This is a genomic window from Providencia manganoxydans, from assembly GCF_016618195.1.
GTDB lineage: Bacteria > Pseudomonadota > Gammaproteobacteria > Enterobacterales > Enterobacteriaceae > Providencia > Providencia manganoxydans.
Map to the genome: position 1 here is coordinate 3,591,354 of NZ_CP067099.1, position 17,172 is coordinate 3,608,525.

The following is a 17,172-nucleotide window of genomic DNA, read 5'->3' on the forward strand; positions in this document are numbered from 1 at the left end:
GCTATCCTAGATGATCTTAGTTATCTAGGACTGCCCCTAAATTAATATAATGAGTATTTACATCTTTTTCCGTATCATTAATTTTTAAATAAACAGAACTAGAGAAATTACTTAAACTACAATCTAATTCATGCAATATAACAAAAAGTATATCTACATTTATATTGCATACACCTCTTTCATATCGATATATTTGTTTCTGTGAGACATTTGATTTTTTAGCTAACTGCTTTCCTGTTAAGCCTTTTTTTCCTTAAGCGAAAAATTTCTTTTCGTACTGCTGCCATAAAAATACTTTTTGACACTTCTTGTTCCACTATCATATTAGGCTCCTAATTCCTGATACAACCAACTTTATTTATTAAAGCCTGCTTGTACAAAATTATTTCCTGCCTTGCTTGGTTCGAATTAAATTTACTTCACTCGCGTCCCCCCCCCCCCAAAAAAAAAAAAAAAAAAAAAAAAAAAAAATAAATAAATAAAGTAATATTCCTCAAGCAGTTACCTCCACAGATTAAATATTCAAAATAAGTGTATACCTACATGGGGAAACACATTAATGCTGTCAAAAAAACATTCAAATTAAGAACACACAAATAAGAATGGATTCATAACCCAAATAAATCAAAAAAAGAATAAAAAATAGGTTTTTAATTCTTATATTCATAGAAATTCAGATTTTAAGTATTAGCACCTAATCGTTTTTACATAGATAAATATTATTCAATTCTATCATTAAAAAACGCAATAAAATCAAATTATTGTATTAAGATATGATTTTTTTTGCAATATCCATAAATCCATAATATTATTTAAATAAATATAATTATTCAGGATTATGAAAGATAGAAATTTTATTTTTTAATTTATATTCTGATACAGTTGAATTTAATTGATACTTATTATACCCCATAGAAAAAACACATCATTAAATGAAGATCATCTAACAAATCTTCGAGAGTTTATTATGAATGGAGTTATTTACCATACTATTTATGCCTTAGTATTTTTCTCAACATTACCACTTTCTTCGTTATCACAAGAAAACCTAAATCAGCTGCCTGGGCTATTAAAGTTTGCTAATGACTATGAAGAAAAAAAGCAAGGTATGGAAAACAATTAGCCTTATAATAGCAACCTAAGTAGCATTCAGTTACCACAATTGAAATTAAAAATGCTTAATCGACAAATACAAGCATTAACCATCAATGAGCGTCAGTATAAAATTCGTTTACAACAACAAGAAAGATAGCTTCTACAAGTAAAATTAAATAAGATTAATAATGATCTATTGTTTTTATTGAATATGAAGAACATACAGCAAAAATTAAAGCAGCAAGAAGAGATAAAACAGCAAGTCGAGGATGCACTAAAAAAATTAAATAGTGAAAATCTTAATTTGAATAACAATATTAAATTATTGAGTCAATGTACTGAAGAGTCAGAACAAGCACAAAAATGGTTTATGCTCTCAGCCGAGCAAGGTAACACATATGCACAATATAATCTTGGTTGGTTAATGCAAAAAGGAGAAGTTGAAAACGCATCCCCCTATGCGGCTCGATATTATTTTGAACTCGCATGTAAAGGAGGTTTAGAGAAAGCCTGCTTTGCACTCGAAAACCAATCTCCTTCTAATTTTTAACTTCTATCTATAAGTGAGTTCTACTTAGGGCTCACTAGCTCAGCTGTTATTTCCATAGTCAACAAATCGTCGTTTAAAAACAAAAAACCATCTGATTTTCGTTCTTAAGAATGATAGTCACTTTAGGTAATTTAGCTCTAAAATCATCAATGCATGTTAACTTTTTATTAACATATATTACTGGCAATACTTATTATATTGACGAGGTGCCAAAATGAACGAATCGCTGCACACACAAGAAGTCAATGATATTCCCCAAAAAATTGTTCTAAAATCTTCGCTGAATTTATTGTTAGCAATTATTATTTTTGCAGCGATTGCTCCAGGCATTTTAATGACAGCGCCTGCTGTTGCCAGTCAGCTGGCCTCCCAATGGCAGCTCTCTGCTGATAAAATCGGTTATCTATTCTCCGCGGAATTAGGCGCCATGAGCTTTGCGACTATCCCTGCTTGGTATTGGATCAACCGTATTAACTGGCAAAGAATTGCGGTGTTATCAATTATTGTTTTTATTATTGGTAATTTGATTTCTGCATTTACAACCACTTATGCGGCGCTATTTATTTTTCGTATCATCGCATCTCTAGCTGGCGGTACTTTAATGATCATCTGTCTTTCTTGCGCAGGGAAAACCGAAAACCCAAGTCGCATGTATGCTTTTTGGGTACTAGGACAATTAATATTAGGTACTCTTGGGCTACTTGCGCTACCACCATTATTTGAACAGTTTGGCTTGCGTATTGTTTACTTTATTTTAGCGGCTTTGATGATTGTATCCTTTCCTTTAATTAAAGCATTTCCAGATCAAGTAGTTAAAAAGGAGCAACCGCAAAATGCAGCTATGGTCAATACTAAAAATAACGTTGCTAATAAGACAATGGCGATCATCGCTATCTTAGTTTTCTATATCTGTCTTAGCCAAGTTTGGACCTTTATTGGTCTATTTGGTGAAAAAAGTGGCTTAAGCGCCGAAGAAAATGGTCGAGTTTTAGCTATTGCGACCGTATTGGGGATCATTGGTTCAATGATAGCAGCAGCTATCGCCAGTAAGTTTAAAACCAATAAATTAGTTTTTTTAGGTTATGGATTATTAATTGCCAGCATTTTATTGTTACTCGATTCCCCTGTAGTTACTCGCTTTATCATTGCCGCATTTTTGTTTAAATTCACTTGGACCTTTGTCTTACCTTTTATTATGGCAACGGTTTCTCAATTAGATACTAGTGGTAGGTTAATGAATAACATCAATCTAGTTATTGGTGGAGGGATGGCGCTCGGCCCTGCAATTGGTGGATATATCTTAGTCAACTCTACAAATATGGTCGTCTTTATTAGTTTTGCGTTGCTATGCTCTATATGCTCTGCGATATTAGTCGCATGCTTTTTAAAAAGAATTAACTAGCCACTAAAAATCTCTAATAAAACATTAGCCATTTCTTATCGTGGCTAGTGTTTTTGTATCTATTAATGGCAATCTGCTTGATGATGAAAACTAAATATCCCAAGGAGTGGGTATGGTAATACAGAAGAAATTGACCATGATCACGAATCATTCAATTGGATATAGCACTCGCATTAACAACCATAAAAACCGAAAGTAGCACATTGATATTATTAATTTTTTTAATGATACCACAATGTTTCCCTAGATAGTAAGAAATAAAAACCCTATTTTTTATAGTCATAAAAATGAAGCAGTTCCAATTCCTTAATAATTAATCAAACGTTTAATTCTAATCTAGATTAAGTGAAGAAAAATAAAGTTTTATTTGCTCTAACTTATCCAAACTACAACTTAAAACTTGAGTAATATCGTATTTTTTCACAATGTCAGTTTCATGATAGAAATAAAAGCATTAGTATTCCAAAAATCATAAATCTGCCGCAAAAAAGATATTTTTCCACCCCCATCACAGTAAAAGTAATAGATTAACAATAAAAAAATCGAATTTATGGTTAATCACCCAATTATTTATTAATTGCTATGCTGGATATCTTGTATAAATATAAACTGAGGAGCTACTGATGCATAAAATTATTATTGATAGTGATCCAGGCGTTGATGATGCCGTCGCGATTTTTTTAGCACTTGCTTCACCTGAAATAGAGCTAGTTGGCATTACGACTGTCGCGGGAAATGTTGGATTAGATAGAGTTCATAATAATGCGAAACGACTGCTAGCATTGGTAAAACGGCCTGATATTCCCTTAGTTAAAGGCTGCTCACATCCAATTATGACAAAATGTAGCAATCACACAGATGTACATGGCGAAGACGGTCTGGCGGGTATTCCTTTACCTGAATCAAATTACCCTGAACACTCAGGCCACGCAGTCGACTTTATCATTGATACTGTGATGTCAAACCCTGGTGAAATAACACTCTGCCCAATAGCCCCTCTAACCAATATAGCCATAGCAATGATCAAAGAACCAAGGTTAGCCGATAATATAAAAGATATCGTATTGATGGGAGGAGCGGCATTCACCCAAGGAAATGTCACGCCAGCGGCGGAATTTAATTTTTATGTCGATCCACACGCTGCGCATATCGTTTTTGAAAATGCCCACCATGTCACCATGTTGGGTCTTGATGTCACCACAAAAGCTGATATTCGATCTGGTCTTTGTAACTCATTAGAAAAACAAGGCCATATTGCTCAAATTACCGCAGCAATGTCTCGCAAATATGCAGAGTTTGATCCATTTCTACATGACCCATGTGTTATTGCTTATCTTATTCAGCCAGAGATATTTTCATCCGTAGAAGGGAATATTTATATTGAATGTGGATCCAAGACCCTATTTGGTCATAGCTTAGTGACTAATAGTACAAAAAATAAAGTTACCAAACCTAAATGCACAATTGTCACCGATGTAGATAGTTCAAAATTAATGCCTTTAATTGCAGAACGCATAGGTACGCTTGGTTAAACAATACATGGCTATATTAGCCGAGTGATCAGTACCTTCAACTATCAAGATCACCTTCTTTTACTCACACGATAATAAAACCGTGTCGACATTTTGTCGTCAATAAGCGATAAAAACAAAAAAGCCACTTCTTTCAAAGTGGCTTAATATGCTGATTTAACAGCTAAAATTTGGTGGCCCCTGCTGGACTTGAACCAGCGACCAATCGATTATGAGTCGACTGCTCTAACCAACTGAGCTAAGGGGCCAAAGTGGGAGCGATTATACGTGCTGTTTTATCTCAGGTCTAGTCTTTCCAAACTGTATGGCGATTTTCTATCCAATCACTTACACAGCCTTATCGTTCAGCAAGATAGCATCATCAAAAACTATTATTCATAATGAAATAATGATGCTTTTTTCTTGCTGTATTTGCGTTTATAAGAGACTTTTCCAACATATATTTACAGTAAATAATTTATAAAAAATGAAATATTCCTGATAAAGCCCCAACAGAATCTGTTTTATAGTTTAAACATCGAAACAGCATAATTAATTGATATAAAACAATAATATTTATCTACATTAGGTGAGTATGTAGGTAGATGATTAACAACAGGATCTTAACGATGAAAAAAGTACGTGCTGTTCAATACGGTTGTGGAAAAATGGGCAAGTTCTTGATCCGTTACCTACAAGAACATGGCGCTGAAGTCGTAGCGGCTTTTGATATCAATGAGGCGGTTATTGGCAAAGATATTGGTGAAATATCGGGTACTGAGTTAACAGGAGTTAAAGTTCAGCCCTTGAATGAAGCCGAAGCAACATTATCTCGTTTAAAACCTGACGTCGGCGTTATCGCAACGTTGAGTACCATGGCTGACTTAAATGACGCATTTTCCCTCTTTGCTCGCCTAGGCATCAATGCGATTTCGACTGGCGAAGAAGCCCTTTATCCATGGAATTCATCACCTGAAATAACTAAAGAACTCGATCAACTGGCAAAAACGACTAATTGTACCCTAGCAGGCAGTGGTTATCCAGATATGTACTGGGGGGTACTGATTGATACCTTGGCCGGCTCTATGCATAAGCTAACCAAGATCAAAGGCTCTAGCTGCTACAACGTTGAAGATTATGGGATAGCACTCGCAAAAGGCCACGGTGCTGGATTAACTGTGACTGAGTTTAATCAGCAAATTGGTAACTATAATGATCTTCCTTATGCAGAGATCTCACAAAAAATAGAAAGTGGCGAATATGCTCCACCTTATATGTGGACACAAAACGGTTGGTTAGCTAGCCGTTTAGGGCTGACTATAACCAATCAAACTCAGCGTTGTGTTCCTCAAATTGCTACCGAAGATATCTATTCAGATACCTTAAAAATGACGGTTAAAAAAGGTGATGTCTTAGGTTTATCTGCGCTTGTGATCACCGAAACTGCTGAAGGCATAACCTTAGAAACAGAATGCATTGGAAAAATATTAACGGCAAATGAGTGTGATAAAAATAGTTGGCAATTTATTGGTGAGCCAAATACAGCCATTGAAGTGAATAACCCAGCAACGGTCGAATTGACCTGTGCTAATCTGGTTAATCGCATACCTGCACTGATCAAAAGCCCTGCGGGCTTCATTACAACAGAGAAAATGCCAAATAATGTCTTTATGACTAAACCAATGCACGAATACTTATAACAGCATAAGTACATGGAGCGCATTAGAAGATGTGCTCCATAATCACTACCGTGGTTTAACCATTTGCCACTCTAAATGGCGTTTGATCGACGGCCATTCGGACAAGATAATGCTATAAACACAGGTATCGCGTAGTTCTCCCGTCCGTGTATAAACATGGCTTCTTAAAATACCATCGAGTTTTGCCCCCAAACGCTCAATCGCTTTACGGCTTTGCTGATTCAAAAAATGAGTTCTAAGCTCCACGGCAACACAAGCTAGAGATTCAAAGGCATATTGCAATAATAAAAATTTTGCCTCGGTGTTAATGGCTGTACGTTGAACTTCTCGGCTATACCATGTCGCCCCAATTTCAACCCTACGAGTCTCATGATCGACTTTATTATAAGCCGTCATACCTACAGGGTTGCCTGTTGTTTTATCTATCACAACAAATGGCAGCATTTCTTGTTTTTGATAAAGTCCGAGCCGCCTATCAACATCTTTACTGACATTTTCAGGCTCAGGCACCGAGGTATACCATAAATTGTGTAGACCATCGCGTTGTATAATATGGGAAAATTGCTGGTCATATTGATGAGATAATAGCTCAAGTCGTACAAATTTCCCTTCAAGTTCAATCACCTGACATATATTTTTCATGGTTTACCTCTATATTGAACGCTCTGACTATTTCTACAGGTGAATTGTGACAGAAGTATAAAATAATATGTAATTATCATTGACGCTAACTATATACAAATAAAACACATGATAAATATCACATTTTTTTAACATATTTTTCTATTAACCATTTTATTGAGCTACAGTTAACTCCTCTGACCTGTCATACTCGTCATTCTTCAAGTTGCAGCGCTTTGCGTTAAGGTATGGTGACTACGTTCACTCGCACGAGTCACATTTCCTAGCGGCTCGTTCACTTGTCGCCTAGCTGCGCCTCGAATTATTTAGAGTAGAATAAGACCCCTTAAGGGAGCAAAATATGAGCAATTTCCCACATCTTTTTTCCCCTCTCGATTTGGGGCACACTGTATTAAAGAACCGTATTTTAATGGGTTCAATGCATACCGGCCTTGAAGAGCACCCTGAAGGTAGTCAACGCTTAGCTAATTTCTATCGATTACGCGCAGAAAATGGCGTTAGTTTGATCATTACTGGTGGAATTGCACCAAATAAAGAAGGTGCATTAACAGCCCATGGTGCCGTACTTAATTGCCCTGAGCAGCTACCTTTTCATCAAGCGATCACTCAGGCAGTTCATCAAGCCGACGGTAAAATCGCCTTACAAATTTTACATGCGGGTCGCTATGGTTTTCACCCACATATCGTTGCTCCCAGTGCCATTCAAGCTGAAATTACCCCTTTTGCACCCAAAGCGTTGACTGAACAAGAGATAACTCAAACTATTGATGATTTCATCAACACGGCAAAACTTGCACAACAAGCGGGGTATGATGGCGTTGAAATTATGGGTTCAGAAGGTTATTTAATTAACCAATTTATTACTAAACGAACTAATCATAGAACTGATCAATGGGGTGGTAGCTACGAAAACAGAATTCGTTTTCCATTGGAAATTGTTCGCCAAATCCGCCAGCACGTAGGGGCGAATTTTATTATTATTTATCGACTTTCGATGCTTGATCTCGTCGAAGATGGCTCTAATTGGCAAGAAGTTCTCTATCTAGCCAAAGCTATCGAGCAAGCAGGTGCAACCATGATTAATACAGGTATCGGGTGGCACGAAGCTAGGATCCCAACCATCGCTACACAAGTACCACGCAGTGCATTTAGCTGGGTAACTGAAAAATTAATGGGGCACGTCAATATCCCACTGATCACAACGAATAGGATCAATGACCCTTTTGTTGCTGAACGGATCCTTGCCACCGGGCAAGCCGATATGGTTTCCATGGCACGCCCATTCCTTGCTGATGAGGCATTTGTACGTAAAGCACAGGAAAATCGTGCCGATGAAATCAATACCTGTATCGGTTGCAACCAAGCCTGCCTTGATCAAATTTTTAACGGCAAACTCGCCTCTTGCCTTGTTAACCCACAAGCCGTTAGAGAACTTGACTATCCAAATGAAAAAGCCACGCAATTGAAATCTGTTGCTATCGTTGGTGCCGGCCCTGCGGGGCTATCATGTGCGATTTATGCAGCTAAACGCGGACATAAAGTGACCTTGTTTGAAAAATCAGATCAGATCGGTGGCCAATTTAATATGGCGAAGCAGATCCCTGGAAAAGAAGAATTCTATGAAACGATCCGCTACTTTTGCCGCCAGCTCGAACTACTGAATATTGATGTTCGCCTTGATCACCAAGCTGATATTAATGACTTAATAGATTTTGATGAAGTCATTATTGCAACGGGCGTTGTGCCACGGGCCATTCATTTGGAAGGGGTAAATCATCGAAAAGTATTATCTTATATTGATGTTTTGCTCGGTAAACGCGTTGTTGGCCACTCTGTTGCGATTATTGGTGCTGGTGGTATTGGTTTTGATATCGCGGAATATTTAAGCCAAAAAGGCCAAAGCAGTAGTTTGAATCCACCATTATTCAATCAAGAATGGAATATCGATACCAATATTCATTCCGCTGGTGGATTGTTCAAACATTCATCCCCCCCAATACAATCTCCTCGACAACTTTATTTGCTGCAACGTAAAAACAGTAAAGTTGGAGCTGGATTGGGGAAAACAACAGGTTGGGTACATCGCTTATCATTAATGAAACGAGGTGTAAAAATGCTAAATAGCGTTGAATATATGAGCGTTGATGACGATGGGCTGCATATTCGACATCAAGATCAAGTACGCTGCTTACCTGTTGATAATGTTATTCTTTGTGCAGGGCAAGAACCTTATCGCCCTTTGAAAGAGCAGCTATCACAACGTGGTATCAACGCTTATGTGATTGGTGGTGCTGATGTTGCCGCAGAGTTAGACGCAAGAAGGGCAATAGAGCAAGGCATGCAAGTCGCCTATCAATTATAAGGTTATAAGGTGTTCGCCACCGATACCAAGCACAACACCCTATATTAAGATAGGGTGCAGCTAACATCTCGCTGCACCCTAAATTATTTAGAAATAAAAGTGGGTTTATTTCATCATTCACGGATCTTTCTGTGAAAATTGAGCTTCTGGATCAATTAACTTTTCATCTTCAGACAAACAAACCGCGGCGGTAAATAATACGTCAGTTGATGAATTAAGTGCAGTTTCTGCGGAATCCTGTAACACACCAATCATCACTCCTACCGCGACCACTTGCATAGCAATTTCATTGGAAATACCAAACATATTACAAGCCAATGGGATCAACAATAATGAGCCTCCAGCAACACCAGATGCCCCACAAGCACACACCGCGGCGACTATGCTCAGCAATAATGCCGTTGGAATATCAACAGGGATACCTAATGTATGTACGGCTGCTAATGTCAGCACTGTAATCGTAACCGCAGCCCCACCCATGTTAATGGTTGCACCTAATGGAATCGAAACTGAATAAGTGTCTTCATGAAGGTTCATACGGCGACACATTCCCATATTTACTGGAATATTGGCTGCCGAACTGCGGGTAAAGAAGGCGGTAACACCGCTCTCACGTAGACAAGCAAAAACCAGCGGATAAGGGTTACGTTTAATTTTCCAGTAAACAATGATTGGGTTAACAATCAGCGCTACGACCAACATACAACCAATCAATACAGCCAATACATGGAAGTAGCCTTTTAGAGTAGCAAACCCTGTAGTCGCAATGGTCGACGCAACCAGTCCGAAAATACCAAGAGGTGCTAAACGGATCACCACTCTTACTAGCTGAGTGACGCTTTCTGAGAAGTCTTGGATCATACTCTTAGTTGCGTCACTTGCGTGGCGTAAAGCAATCCCTAAACCGATTGCCCAAGCAAGAATACCAATATAGTTACCTTTGATCAGTGCATCGACTGGATTAGCAAAAATATTGATTAATAAACCCTTAAGCACTTCAGCAATATTACTTGGAGGCGTAAGTTGAGTATCACCAACGGCTAAAACAAGGTTTGATGGAAATAAAAAGGATCCCATTACCGCAACCAATGCGGCAAAGAAGGTACCTAATATATACAATACTAAGATTGGACGAATACTAGTTTTTTGCCCTTTACGGTGATTAGCAATCGATGCCATAACCAGTACCCAAACTAAGACTGGCGCAACCGCTTTTAACGCACTAACAAATAAATCCCCCAACAGTGCAACGTTTTTTGCTCCTGTTGGCCATAACCATGCCAATAAAATACCCGCAATTAAACCAACAAGTATTTGTTTAACTAAACTGCCTCTTGTTACGGCCTGCCATAACCCCATTCTGTTCGTTTCCATAGAAGACCCATATATTATTTATCATTATTAGGAATAAAATGTGCTTGCCTTGTCAGTATAAGGAATAATTGTCTTCTGAAAAGGCTATTAGTTTAAATATAGACAATAATTTATTTGTTTTAACAATATATTTACATATCTGTGATCTTAACTGTATTTTGTTTCTTATAGTAGGATAGGGGATGATAAAATGTATGATGGTTTTCAATCAATTAAATAAAAAAAGCACTCATACTAATTATGAGTGCTTTAATTTTAAATTGATGTTAAATGTTAATAATGAGAGGCGTTTCGTTTATTGACGATCGTATTGATAATCAAAGTAATCACTAAAATGGCAGCCACCACACCAAGCGAAATCGCGGTTGGAATATGGTAAACATCCATTAATAGCATCTTGACGCCAATAAAGGTTAAAATCACCGCTAATCCATACTTAAGCATACTGAATTTTTCAGCAACACCGGCGAGCAAGAAGTACATTGCACGCAGACCCAAAATCGCAAATAGATTTGATGTGAGTACAATAAATGGGTCAGTCGTGACAGCAAAAATTGCAGGGATGCTATCAACAGCAAATATAACGTCACTAATTTCAACTAAGATCAGTACTAAAATCAACGGTGTTGCAAATAACACACCATTGCGTTTGATAAAAAACTTCTCGCCATGCAACTCATCGGTCATACGTAAATGTGAACGTACCCATTTGACTAATGGCTTATCATTAATGGGGGAATCGTCTTCTTTGGCAAACGCCATTTTAAGTCCGGTAAACAACAGAAACAGGCCAAATAGGTATAGGATCCAGCTAAATTGGGTGACTAGCCAACTACCCGCAAAGATCATAATCGTACGCAGTACGATGGCACCGAGCACGCCATAGACCAATACTCTTCTTTGTAGGTTAGCAGGGATCGCAAAGTAGCCGAACAACATTAACCACACAAATACATTATCAACCGCAAGTGCTTTTTCTAGTAGATAACCCGTTAAAAATGCCATTGTTTGGCTATTCGCAAATTCAGCGCTAACAGTGTCGTTGAGATACCACCAGAACCCACCAGCAAAGATCAGTGATAAAGTGACCCAAAGAATACTCCAAGCCGCAGCTTGTTTCATCGACATCGCTTGTCCTTTGTGCTTACCTTGCCAAAACAAATCGACAAGCAACATGAACAAGATTATGGCCGCAAAACTACCCCATAAAACAGGATTACCCACAGAGTGCATATGATTTCCTTAAAAAACAAAAAACGGCTGACATCTCAGAAGACGCCAGCCGCTTTAAACTGTTTGAACCTAAAGTGACCACTTTTTGGTTATAAACAACGTGCAAACCTCGCCTTCTGGCAAGGTCTCACTTACAACACAAAAGCCCTAGGATCAGGAAATTGTGGTGCTCGGCTACCGGGCGCAATGTGTGCACCGTAATGACGATAAACCGACAAGAAGAAGTTACTCCCCTTTGCTATAACGAGTAAGATAGGGTAATTAGTCCTAAAATGCAATCATTAGCCTTCAATATTTCAATAAATTTTTTGAGGAAATGATCCATAATGAAAAAACACTTTTTTATCATTTTTAGCTTAAAAACTACTGATAGTATCTATTTTGACGTCACTTACCGCACGAAAGACAATTTGTTCATAGGATCCCTTCAATGAAAAACTTAAATGAATTCTAAAAATAGAGTAAGAATTTACTGTTTAGTTATTTTCGCTTTTGTTAAAGTGGGCATGCTTTAAACTAACAGCCTGAGGGAACATGACTTTTCACTTAGGTATTCGCATAATCCATGTCTCCCTGCTCAACAATAAGATTGTTGCTGTTATTGCCGTTTAGGAAACATTAATGGAATTAGTTAAAGAACTATTTTTTGCCCTTTGGCATCAAGACTATGCAACCCTATCCAATCCTGCGTTGGTCTGGGCGATTTACTTTATGTTATTTGCAATTCTTTTTCTTGAGAATGGGGTTCTCCCTGCCGCATTCCTACCAGGTGACAGTTTACTGATCCTTGTTGGTGTTCTCATTGCAAAAGGTACACTGAGTTACCCATTGACGATTGTTATTTTGACAGCTGGCGCAAGTCTAGGGTGCTGGGTTGGCTATATTCAAGGACGATGGCTGGGTAATACTAAGTTGGTAAAAGGTTGGTTAGCACACCTCCCTGAACACTACCACCAACGCGCTTACGGCCTGTTTCATCGTCATGGCCTAGCAGCACTATTGATAGGTCGTTTCTTAGCTTTTGTTAGGACATTATTACCGACAATCGCAGGGCTCGCAGGCCTACAAAATGGTCGTTTTCAAGTGTTTAATTGGCTAAGTGGCCTACTTTGGGTGCTGATCCTAACTGCAATTGGTTTTGGCTTTGGTAAAAGCCCGATATTTCTGCAATATGAACACCACATTATGAATGTGCTGATGTTGATCCCTGTAGGACTATTGATCCTTGGTCTTATCGGCAGTATCGCAGTGGTCGTCAAGAAAAAGCTATCAACCAAGAAATAAGTTCACTATTAAGCGAGAGGGCAATCCACCTCTCGCTTTATCTTTGATTTATTGCCAACCCTTAGCCCCCCTTTAGCGATAACAATTTACTAACAAAAATTTCACAACATTTCTTCTTATTTAAAATTAAATACGCTTTTACATTAATTTAATCAATAAATAGGCAATCATTCATTGCACTTATAGCAAAAATAGTTATTGTTAAGACTGGCATTATATTTTTCTATACTCTAATCATTTGAAGTACAGGTAAACGACAAGTGAACAAACCTGCAACTTAAAGTATGACGAGTATATTGATTAATTAACTTATCGGAGGCTCCACCATGTCATCGAACCATTCATCAGAAGAACTACGCGCAGAACTCAAAGCACTGGCAGACTCTTTAGAAGCGATGCTCAACGATACCGGAAACAAATCAAAAGAAGAAATAGAGAGCCTAAAACATAAAGCACAAGATGCCCTGTCATCTTCACGCGCTAAACTCAGCCAAGCTGGTGAAAAAATCACTGAGCAAACCAAAGAAATTGCCGGTCGTGCAGATAATTATGTTCGCGAAAACCCATGGACAGGTATCGGTATTGGTGCAGCTGTTGGCGTTGTTCTCGGCGTATTGCTCGCTAAACGTTAATTCATATGGAACAACAAGAGCGTCAAGGCCCCGGTAAAGGGGTCCTAGCTACCTTGCAGCGCATTGCTGGCATCGCAGTACAAATGGTAGAAACCCGCATTCAATTAATTGCGGTTGAGTTAGAGGAAGAAAAAACCACCCTAATTCAACTTATTTTAATGGCGGGTATCACTCTACTATTTACCGCCTTTGGATTAATGTGTCTGCTTGGTCTGATCTTTTGGTCAGTTGATCCTATTTATCGCTATCAAGCTCTAGCGATTACCACGGGTGTTCTTATTTTGTTAGCCATTATTGGGGCTATTTGGACACTCAAAAAAGCGAAACAGTCGACTTTACTTGGTGCAACCCGCGAACAATTAAAGAAGGACTCAAAAGCTTTGGTAGGATCAGATAATGAACAAAAGTAAACGCCAATTGCTAGTCGAAAAAAAACAGCACCTGATCGACAAAATTGATCAACAACGTACTGCGTTATCTGCCGCTTCTGATGACTGGTTACAAGTCACTGAGCCTTATGATCGCACATGGAAAGTTATCGTCACTTTTAGGCCAATTTTTATGGCGGCTGCGGGTTTACTGTCTATCTATACCATTAAGCGCCCAAAGCGAATTTTTTCTTTAGGCAAAAAAGCGCTCGCTACTTGGGGTGTCATCCGTACTATCCGGGGCGCTGTCAATTCTAATCAGAAATAATCTCTCCCTTTAAAAAAACCTGAGGCGACTTAAGTGATCGCCTCAGGTTTTATTCGTTCAAAACCCATACTTCAAATTTTTTGTCCATCTTTGTTAATATCCTTTGCTTTTTATTGAACTAATAAATAATTACTATACGTACATCAAATGATTTCTAATCATTTAGTGCTAAAAACAACGTTATATAGTGACAAATATTGAATTTATTAGACATTTGCTGACCAAGTTAGCTGGAGAATCTTAATGAAAAATTTAGAAAATGGTGTTTTATTACTTGCTCGTATTATGATGCCAATTCTGTTTATTGTTGCTGGGTATGGCAAATTAGGTGACGCTTATGAAGGCACCCAACAATATATGCAAGCAATGGGTGTTCCAGGGTTTTTATTACCTTTAACTATTTTATTAGAACTGGGTGGTGGACTAGCCGTTCTGTTTGGTTTCCTAACACGAACAGTGGCTATTTTCACGGCTGGGTTTACTGTTTTAACCGCTCTGCTGTTCCATATTGATTTTAGCGTTGGACCAAATAGCTTGATGTTTATGAAGAATATGACGATTGCGGGAGGTTACTTACTCCTTGCTGTGACTGGCCCAGGGAAATTCAGTATCGACTATTTATTAAACAAAAAATGGTAATACAATCATCATTATGCCCTCTTATACTCTAACTAATTCAAGGGAAAGCATAATTCGGCAAGCTAATTGCCACCCCCTGTAATTTGCAGTATGACGCAATATTCATCCTAGCCATTGCCCCCAATACTCTGTCCGGTTTGGGGGCTTTTTTATGTGCGATTATTTGTTTTTATTGGCAAACAGTTTTGGGATCTCACGCAAACACCACGATTTGGCTTCCCCCATACTATCTCGGCGCCACGCCATAATAATATTGGTTTGATGGCTATACTCTGCACTAACAACACGCAAGCGCCCTTCTCGAATATCTTGCTCCACCAATGGATAAGGCATCGTCGCGACGCCTAAACCTGCTAATAATGCATTACGTTTATCTTCGATAGTCGAAACTGTTAGCCGTTGTTGTTTATCTAATAGTTGAACGGTGATCACGGGTCTTTCGCGAGCGGTATCAGCAACCGCAATGCCTCGATATTTGACTCTCGTAACATCAGAAAGTGGTTCAGGCTCTTGATGAATAGGATGATCAGGACTAGCCACATACACATGGTTGATACTGTATAACGATTTCGAATTGATCTCAGAAGATGAGCGAAAATGCATATCTGGCGCAATCACAATATCCGCTTTACCACTTTCTAAGCGCTCCCATGCCCCTGCAAGAACTTCGGTTAAAATAGAAAGTTGTGTGTCGGATTTTTCAGACAATTTATCAACTAAAGGAAATAAATCACAGGCCGGAACCAATGCTTCACAAACAAGGGTCAAGTGAGTCTCCCAACCTTTAGCTAGCGCCTCAGCATCTGAGGTGAGTTTATCAGCTGCTTCCAGTAACACTCGACCACGCTCTAACAACATTCTGCCGACATTCGTAAATTTTGTTCGATGTCCAGAACGATCGAATAGGATCACATCGAGCTCTTCTTCCAATTTTTGCATTGTATAGCTGAGTGCTGAGGGTACACGACCCAATTCATCAGCAGCAGCCGCGAAGCTACCGCGACGGTCGATCGCATCCATCACCCTTAATGATTCAAGTGTTAATGCTCTCTCTTTACTCATGGAATATCTCTTTCAGGAATTTTGAATGAAGGCAACAGATTAACTGGCTAACAATTCGACGTCCAGCTATTTATTATGACTGTATAGATTTGTATATTTTTGTTAAAACGAAAAGAGGGGTTAACCACCATGATGACACTAAGAGCCGTTAACCATTGCGGAAAAGCTGATTACGGTTGGCTACAAGCGCGCTATTCGTTTTCCTTTGGCCATTATTTTGATCCTGACTTTATGGGATTTAAAACATTACGAGTATTGAATCAGGAAGTGATTGCACCTGAAAGTGCTTTTCAGCCCAAAACTTACCCGCATGTTGATCTTGTTAACTTAGTTCTACAAGGTAGTGCGGAATACCGAGATAGCGCAGGTAATCGAATAGAGGTGAGTGAAGGCGAATGCATCCGATTTTCACCCCGCCCTGATTTAAGCTACAGTGAGCACAATATCTGTTCCGAAAAGCCATTAACCCGCTTGCAATTATGGCTAAATGCTTGCCCTGAGCAGGAGTACTATCCCGCTCAAAAAATTGCAGTGCCTGATGACAGTAATATGCTCATTGCCTCGCCTACTGGTGAAAACAATAGCTTACAGTTACGTCAACAAATTTGGATCACCCAGCTAAATATTGGCTCTGATAGCCCACAACATATTAAGTTGAAAGGTAAAAATGCTTATCTCCAATCGATCCATGGTGGAGCCAGCCTCACAGCAGGTAGTGGGGATACACTTGAATTACGTTGTAATGACGGTGTATTTATTCAAGATGAAAATGAGTTAACACTTTCTTCTCCAGCCACAATACGTGCATTACTGATTGATATTGGCGAATAACCAACCTAATAGGGGCAAAATTCTCTTTGCCCCTCCAAAAATGCTCTGCTTACGATACCTTCTCGTTTTTGCGATGATATTCGCAATTTTATGATCCGACATACTCTGTAAATTAGTCACCTTATGGTAGAGTCCAGCTCATCGTCCGCCAAAATTCGC

General features: G+C 38.7%; 17 protein-coding genes and 1 tRNA gene. 12 read left to right on the forward strand and 6 right to left on the reverse strand.

Annotation, left to right across the window (positions count from 1 at the left end):
* Positions 1-16 precede the first annotated feature (16 nt).
* Positions 17-193 carry a hypothetical protein gene (locus JI723_RS16300; protein WP_319067466.1) on the reverse strand — a complete coding sequence of 59 codons (177 nt, stop codon included), beginning with the start codon at positions 191-193 and terminating at the stop codon, positions 17-19.
* A 774-nt stretch (positions 194-967) separates the two neighbouring features.
* On the opposite strand from JI723_RS16300, the gene JI723_RS16305 reads away from it, so the two are divergent.
* The 4 genes from JI723_RS16305 to JI723_RS16320 all read left to right on the forward strand — a co-directional run bounded on the left by JI723_RS16305 (position 968) and on the right by JI723_RS16320 (position 4,579).
* On the forward strand, positions 968-1,123 hold the full coding sequence (locus tag JI723_RS16305; RefSeq protein ID WP_319067406.1) for a hypothetical protein: 156 nt from the start codon (positions 968-970) through the stop codon (positions 1,121-1,123).
* Positions 1,124-1,306: 183 nt separating this feature from the next.
* Positions 1,307-1,645 (forward strand): SEL1-like repeat protein, encoded by a 339-nt coding sequence (locus JI723_RS16310; RefSeq protein WP_319067407.1) that lies wholly within the window; start codon positions 1,307-1,309, stop codon positions 1,643-1,645.
* A 214-nt stretch (positions 1,646-1,859) separates the two neighbouring features.
* Positions 1,860-3,047: an MFS transporter gene (locus tag JI723_RS16315; RefSeq protein WP_140180887.1), complete on the forward strand. Its 1,188-nt coding sequence runs from the start codon at positions 1,860-1,862 to the stop codon at positions 3,045-3,047.
* A gap of 623 nt (positions 3,048-3,670) precedes the next feature.
* Complete coding sequence (locus JI723_RS16320) at positions 3,671-4,579, forward strand: nucleoside hydrolase (protein WP_140180889.1); 909 nt, start codon at positions 3,671-3,673, stop codon at positions 4,577-4,579.
* A gap of 171 nt (positions 4,580-4,750) precedes the next feature.
* On the opposite strand, the gene JI723_RS16325 is transcribed toward JI723_RS16320, so the two are convergent.
* Positions 4,751-4,827, reverse strand: a tRNA-Ile gene (locus JI723_RS16325).
* 360 nt (positions 4,828-5,187) lie between these two features.
* Between JI723_RS16325 and JI723_RS16330 the strand changes: the two genes are divergently transcribed.
* Positions 5,188-6,258 carry an NAD(P)H-dependent amine dehydrogenase family protein gene (locus tag JI723_RS16330; RefSeq protein ID WP_140180891.1) on the forward strand — a complete coding sequence of 357 codons (1,071 nt, stop codon included), beginning with the start codon at positions 5,188-5,190 and terminating at the stop codon, positions 6,256-6,258.
* A 45-nt stretch (positions 6,259-6,303) separates the two neighbouring features.
* On the opposite strand, the gene JI723_RS16335 is transcribed toward JI723_RS16330, so the two are convergent.
* Positions 6,304-6,900 carry a GNAT family N-acetyltransferase gene (locus tag JI723_RS16335; protein WP_337979561.1) on the reverse strand — a complete coding sequence of 199 codons (597 nt, stop codon included), beginning with the start codon at positions 6,898-6,900 and terminating at the stop codon, positions 6,304-6,306.
* Between the two features lie 340 nt (positions 6,901-7,240).
* On the opposite strand from JI723_RS16335, the gene JI723_RS16340 reads away from it, so the two are divergent.
* Complete coding sequence (locus JI723_RS16340; RefSeq protein ID WP_337979562.1) at positions 7,241-9,262, forward strand: NADPH-dependent 2,4-dienoyl-CoA reductase; 2,022 nt, start codon at positions 7,241-7,243, stop codon at positions 9,260-9,262.
* A 117-nt stretch (positions 9,263-9,379) separates the two neighbouring features.
* Here JI723_RS16340 and sstT read toward each other — a convergent pair whose 3' ends face one another.
* On the reverse strand, positions 9,380-10,636 hold the full coding sequence (gene sstT / locus JI723_RS16345; RefSeq protein ID WP_272580702.1) for a serine/threonine transporter SstT: 1,257 nt from the start codon (positions 10,634-10,636) through the stop codon (positions 9,380-9,382).
* A 273-nt stretch (positions 10,637-10,909) separates the two neighbouring features.
* Positions 10,910-11,869, reverse strand: coding sequence for a TerC family protein (locus JI723_RS16350; RefSeq protein ID WP_070928907.1), 960 nt, complete (start codon positions 11,867-11,869; stop codon positions 10,910-10,912).
* A 621-nt stretch (positions 11,870-12,490) separates the two neighbouring features.
* Between JI723_RS16350 and JI723_RS16355 the strand changes: the two genes are divergently transcribed.
* The 5 genes from JI723_RS16355 (at position 12,491) to JI723_RS16375 (ending at position 15,120) form a co-directional block, all read left to right on the forward strand.
* Positions 12,491-13,153: a DedA family protein gene (locus JI723_RS16355; protein WP_070928908.1), complete on the forward strand. Its 663-nt coding sequence runs from the start codon at positions 12,491-12,493 to the stop codon at positions 13,151-13,153.
* A gap of 326 nt (positions 13,154-13,479) precedes the next feature.
* A complete protein-coding gene (locus JI723_RS16360; protein ID WP_070928909.1) occupies positions 13,480-13,785 on the forward strand; it encodes an ElaB/YgaM/YqjD family protein in 306 nt (101 codons plus the stop codon).
* 5 nt (positions 13,786-13,790) lie between these two features.
* Positions 13,791-14,195, forward strand: a complete 405-nt coding sequence (locus JI723_RS16365; RefSeq protein ID WP_070928910.1) for a phage holin family protein — start codon at positions 13,791-13,793, stop codon at positions 14,193-14,195.
* The gene (locus JI723_RS16370) at positions 14,182-14,481 is read left to right on the forward strand and encodes a YqjK-like family protein (protein ID WP_272580703.1); all 300 of its coding nucleotides are present in this window, start codon (positions 14,182-14,184) and stop codon (positions 14,479-14,481) included. The genes JI723_RS16365 and JI723_RS16370 overlap by 14 nt, the downstream gene beginning before the upstream one ends.
* 243 nt (positions 14,482-14,724) lie before the next feature.
* Positions 14,725-15,120 (forward strand): DoxX family protein, encoded by a 396-nt coding sequence (locus tag JI723_RS16375; RefSeq protein WP_140180897.1) that lies wholly within the window; start codon positions 14,725-14,727, stop codon positions 15,118-15,120.
* Positions 15,121-15,279: 159 nt separating this feature from the next.
* Here the strand turns inward: JI723_RS16375 and JI723_RS16380 are convergent, their stop codons facing one another.
* Positions 15,280-16,182, reverse strand: coding sequence for a LysR family transcriptional regulator (locus tag JI723_RS16380; RefSeq protein WP_070928913.1), 903 nt, complete (start codon positions 16,180-16,182; stop codon positions 15,280-15,282).
* Positions 16,183-16,311: 129 nt separating this feature from the next.
* Here JI723_RS16380 and JI723_RS16385 point away from each other — a divergent pair, with 129 nt between their 5' ends.
* The gene (locus JI723_RS16385) at positions 16,312-17,013 is read left to right on the forward strand and encodes a pirin family protein (protein WP_070928914.1); all 702 of its coding nucleotides are present in this window, start codon (positions 16,312-16,314) and stop codon (positions 17,011-17,013) included.
* The last annotated feature ends 159 nt before the right edge of the window (positions 17,014-17,172 follow it).

Coding starts and splice junctions, on each gene's coding strand:
- JI723_RS16305 (WP_319067406.1), top strand. CDS start 968: ATGAATGGAGTTATTTACCATACTATTTATGCCTTAGTATTTTTCTCA.
- JI723_RS16310 (WP_319067407.1), top strand. CDS start 1,307: ATGAAGAACATACAGCAAAAATTAAAGCAGCAAGAAGAGATAAAACAG.
- JI723_RS16315 (WP_140180887.1), top strand. CDS start 1,860: ATGAACGAATCGCTGCACACACAAGAAGTCAATGATATTCCCCAAAAA.
- JI723_RS16320 (WP_140180889.1), top strand. CDS start 3,671: ATGCATAAAATTATTATTGATAGTGATCCAGGCGTTGATGATGCCGTC.
- JI723_RS16330 (WP_140180891.1), top strand. CDS start 5,188: ATGAAAAAAGTACGTGCTGTTCAATACGGTTGTGGAAAAATGGGCAAG.
- JI723_RS16335 (WP_337979561.1), bottom strand. CDS start 6,900: ATGAAAAATATATGTCAGGTGATTGAACTTGAAGGGAAATTTGTACGA.
- JI723_RS16340 (WP_337979562.1), top strand. CDS start 7,241: ATGAGCAATTTCCCACATCTTTTTTCCCCTCTCGATTTGGGGCACACT.
- sstT (WP_272580702.1), bottom strand. CDS start 10,636: ATGGAAACGAACAGAATGGGGTTATGGCAGGCCGTAACAAGAGGCAGT.
- JI723_RS16350 (WP_070928907.1), bottom strand. CDS start 11,869: ATGCACTCTGTGGGTAATCCTGTTTTATGGGGTAGTTTTGCGGCCATA.
- JI723_RS16355 (WP_070928908.1), top strand. CDS start 12,491: ATGGAATTAGTTAAAGAACTATTTTTTGCCCTTTGGCATCAAGACTAT.
- JI723_RS16360 (WP_070928909.1), top strand. CDS start 13,480: ATGTCATCGAACCATTCATCAGAAGAACTACGCGCAGAACTCAAAGCA.
- JI723_RS16365 (WP_070928910.1), top strand. CDS start 13,791: ATGGAACAACAAGAGCGTCAAGGCCCCGGTAAAGGGGTCCTAGCTACC.
- JI723_RS16370 (WP_272580703.1), top strand. CDS start 14,182: ATGAACAAAAGTAAACGCCAATTGCTAGTCGAAAAAAAACAGCACCTG.
- JI723_RS16375 (WP_140180897.1), top strand. CDS start 14,725: ATGAAAAATTTAGAAAATGGTGTTTTATTACTTGCTCGTATTATGATG.
- JI723_RS16380 (WP_070928913.1), bottom strand. CDS start 16,182: ATGAGTAAAGAGAGAGCATTAACACTTGAATCATTAAGGGTGATGGAT.
- JI723_RS16385 (WP_070928914.1), top strand. CDS start 16,312: ATGATGACACTAAGAGCCGTTAACCATTGCGGAAAAGCTGATTACGGT.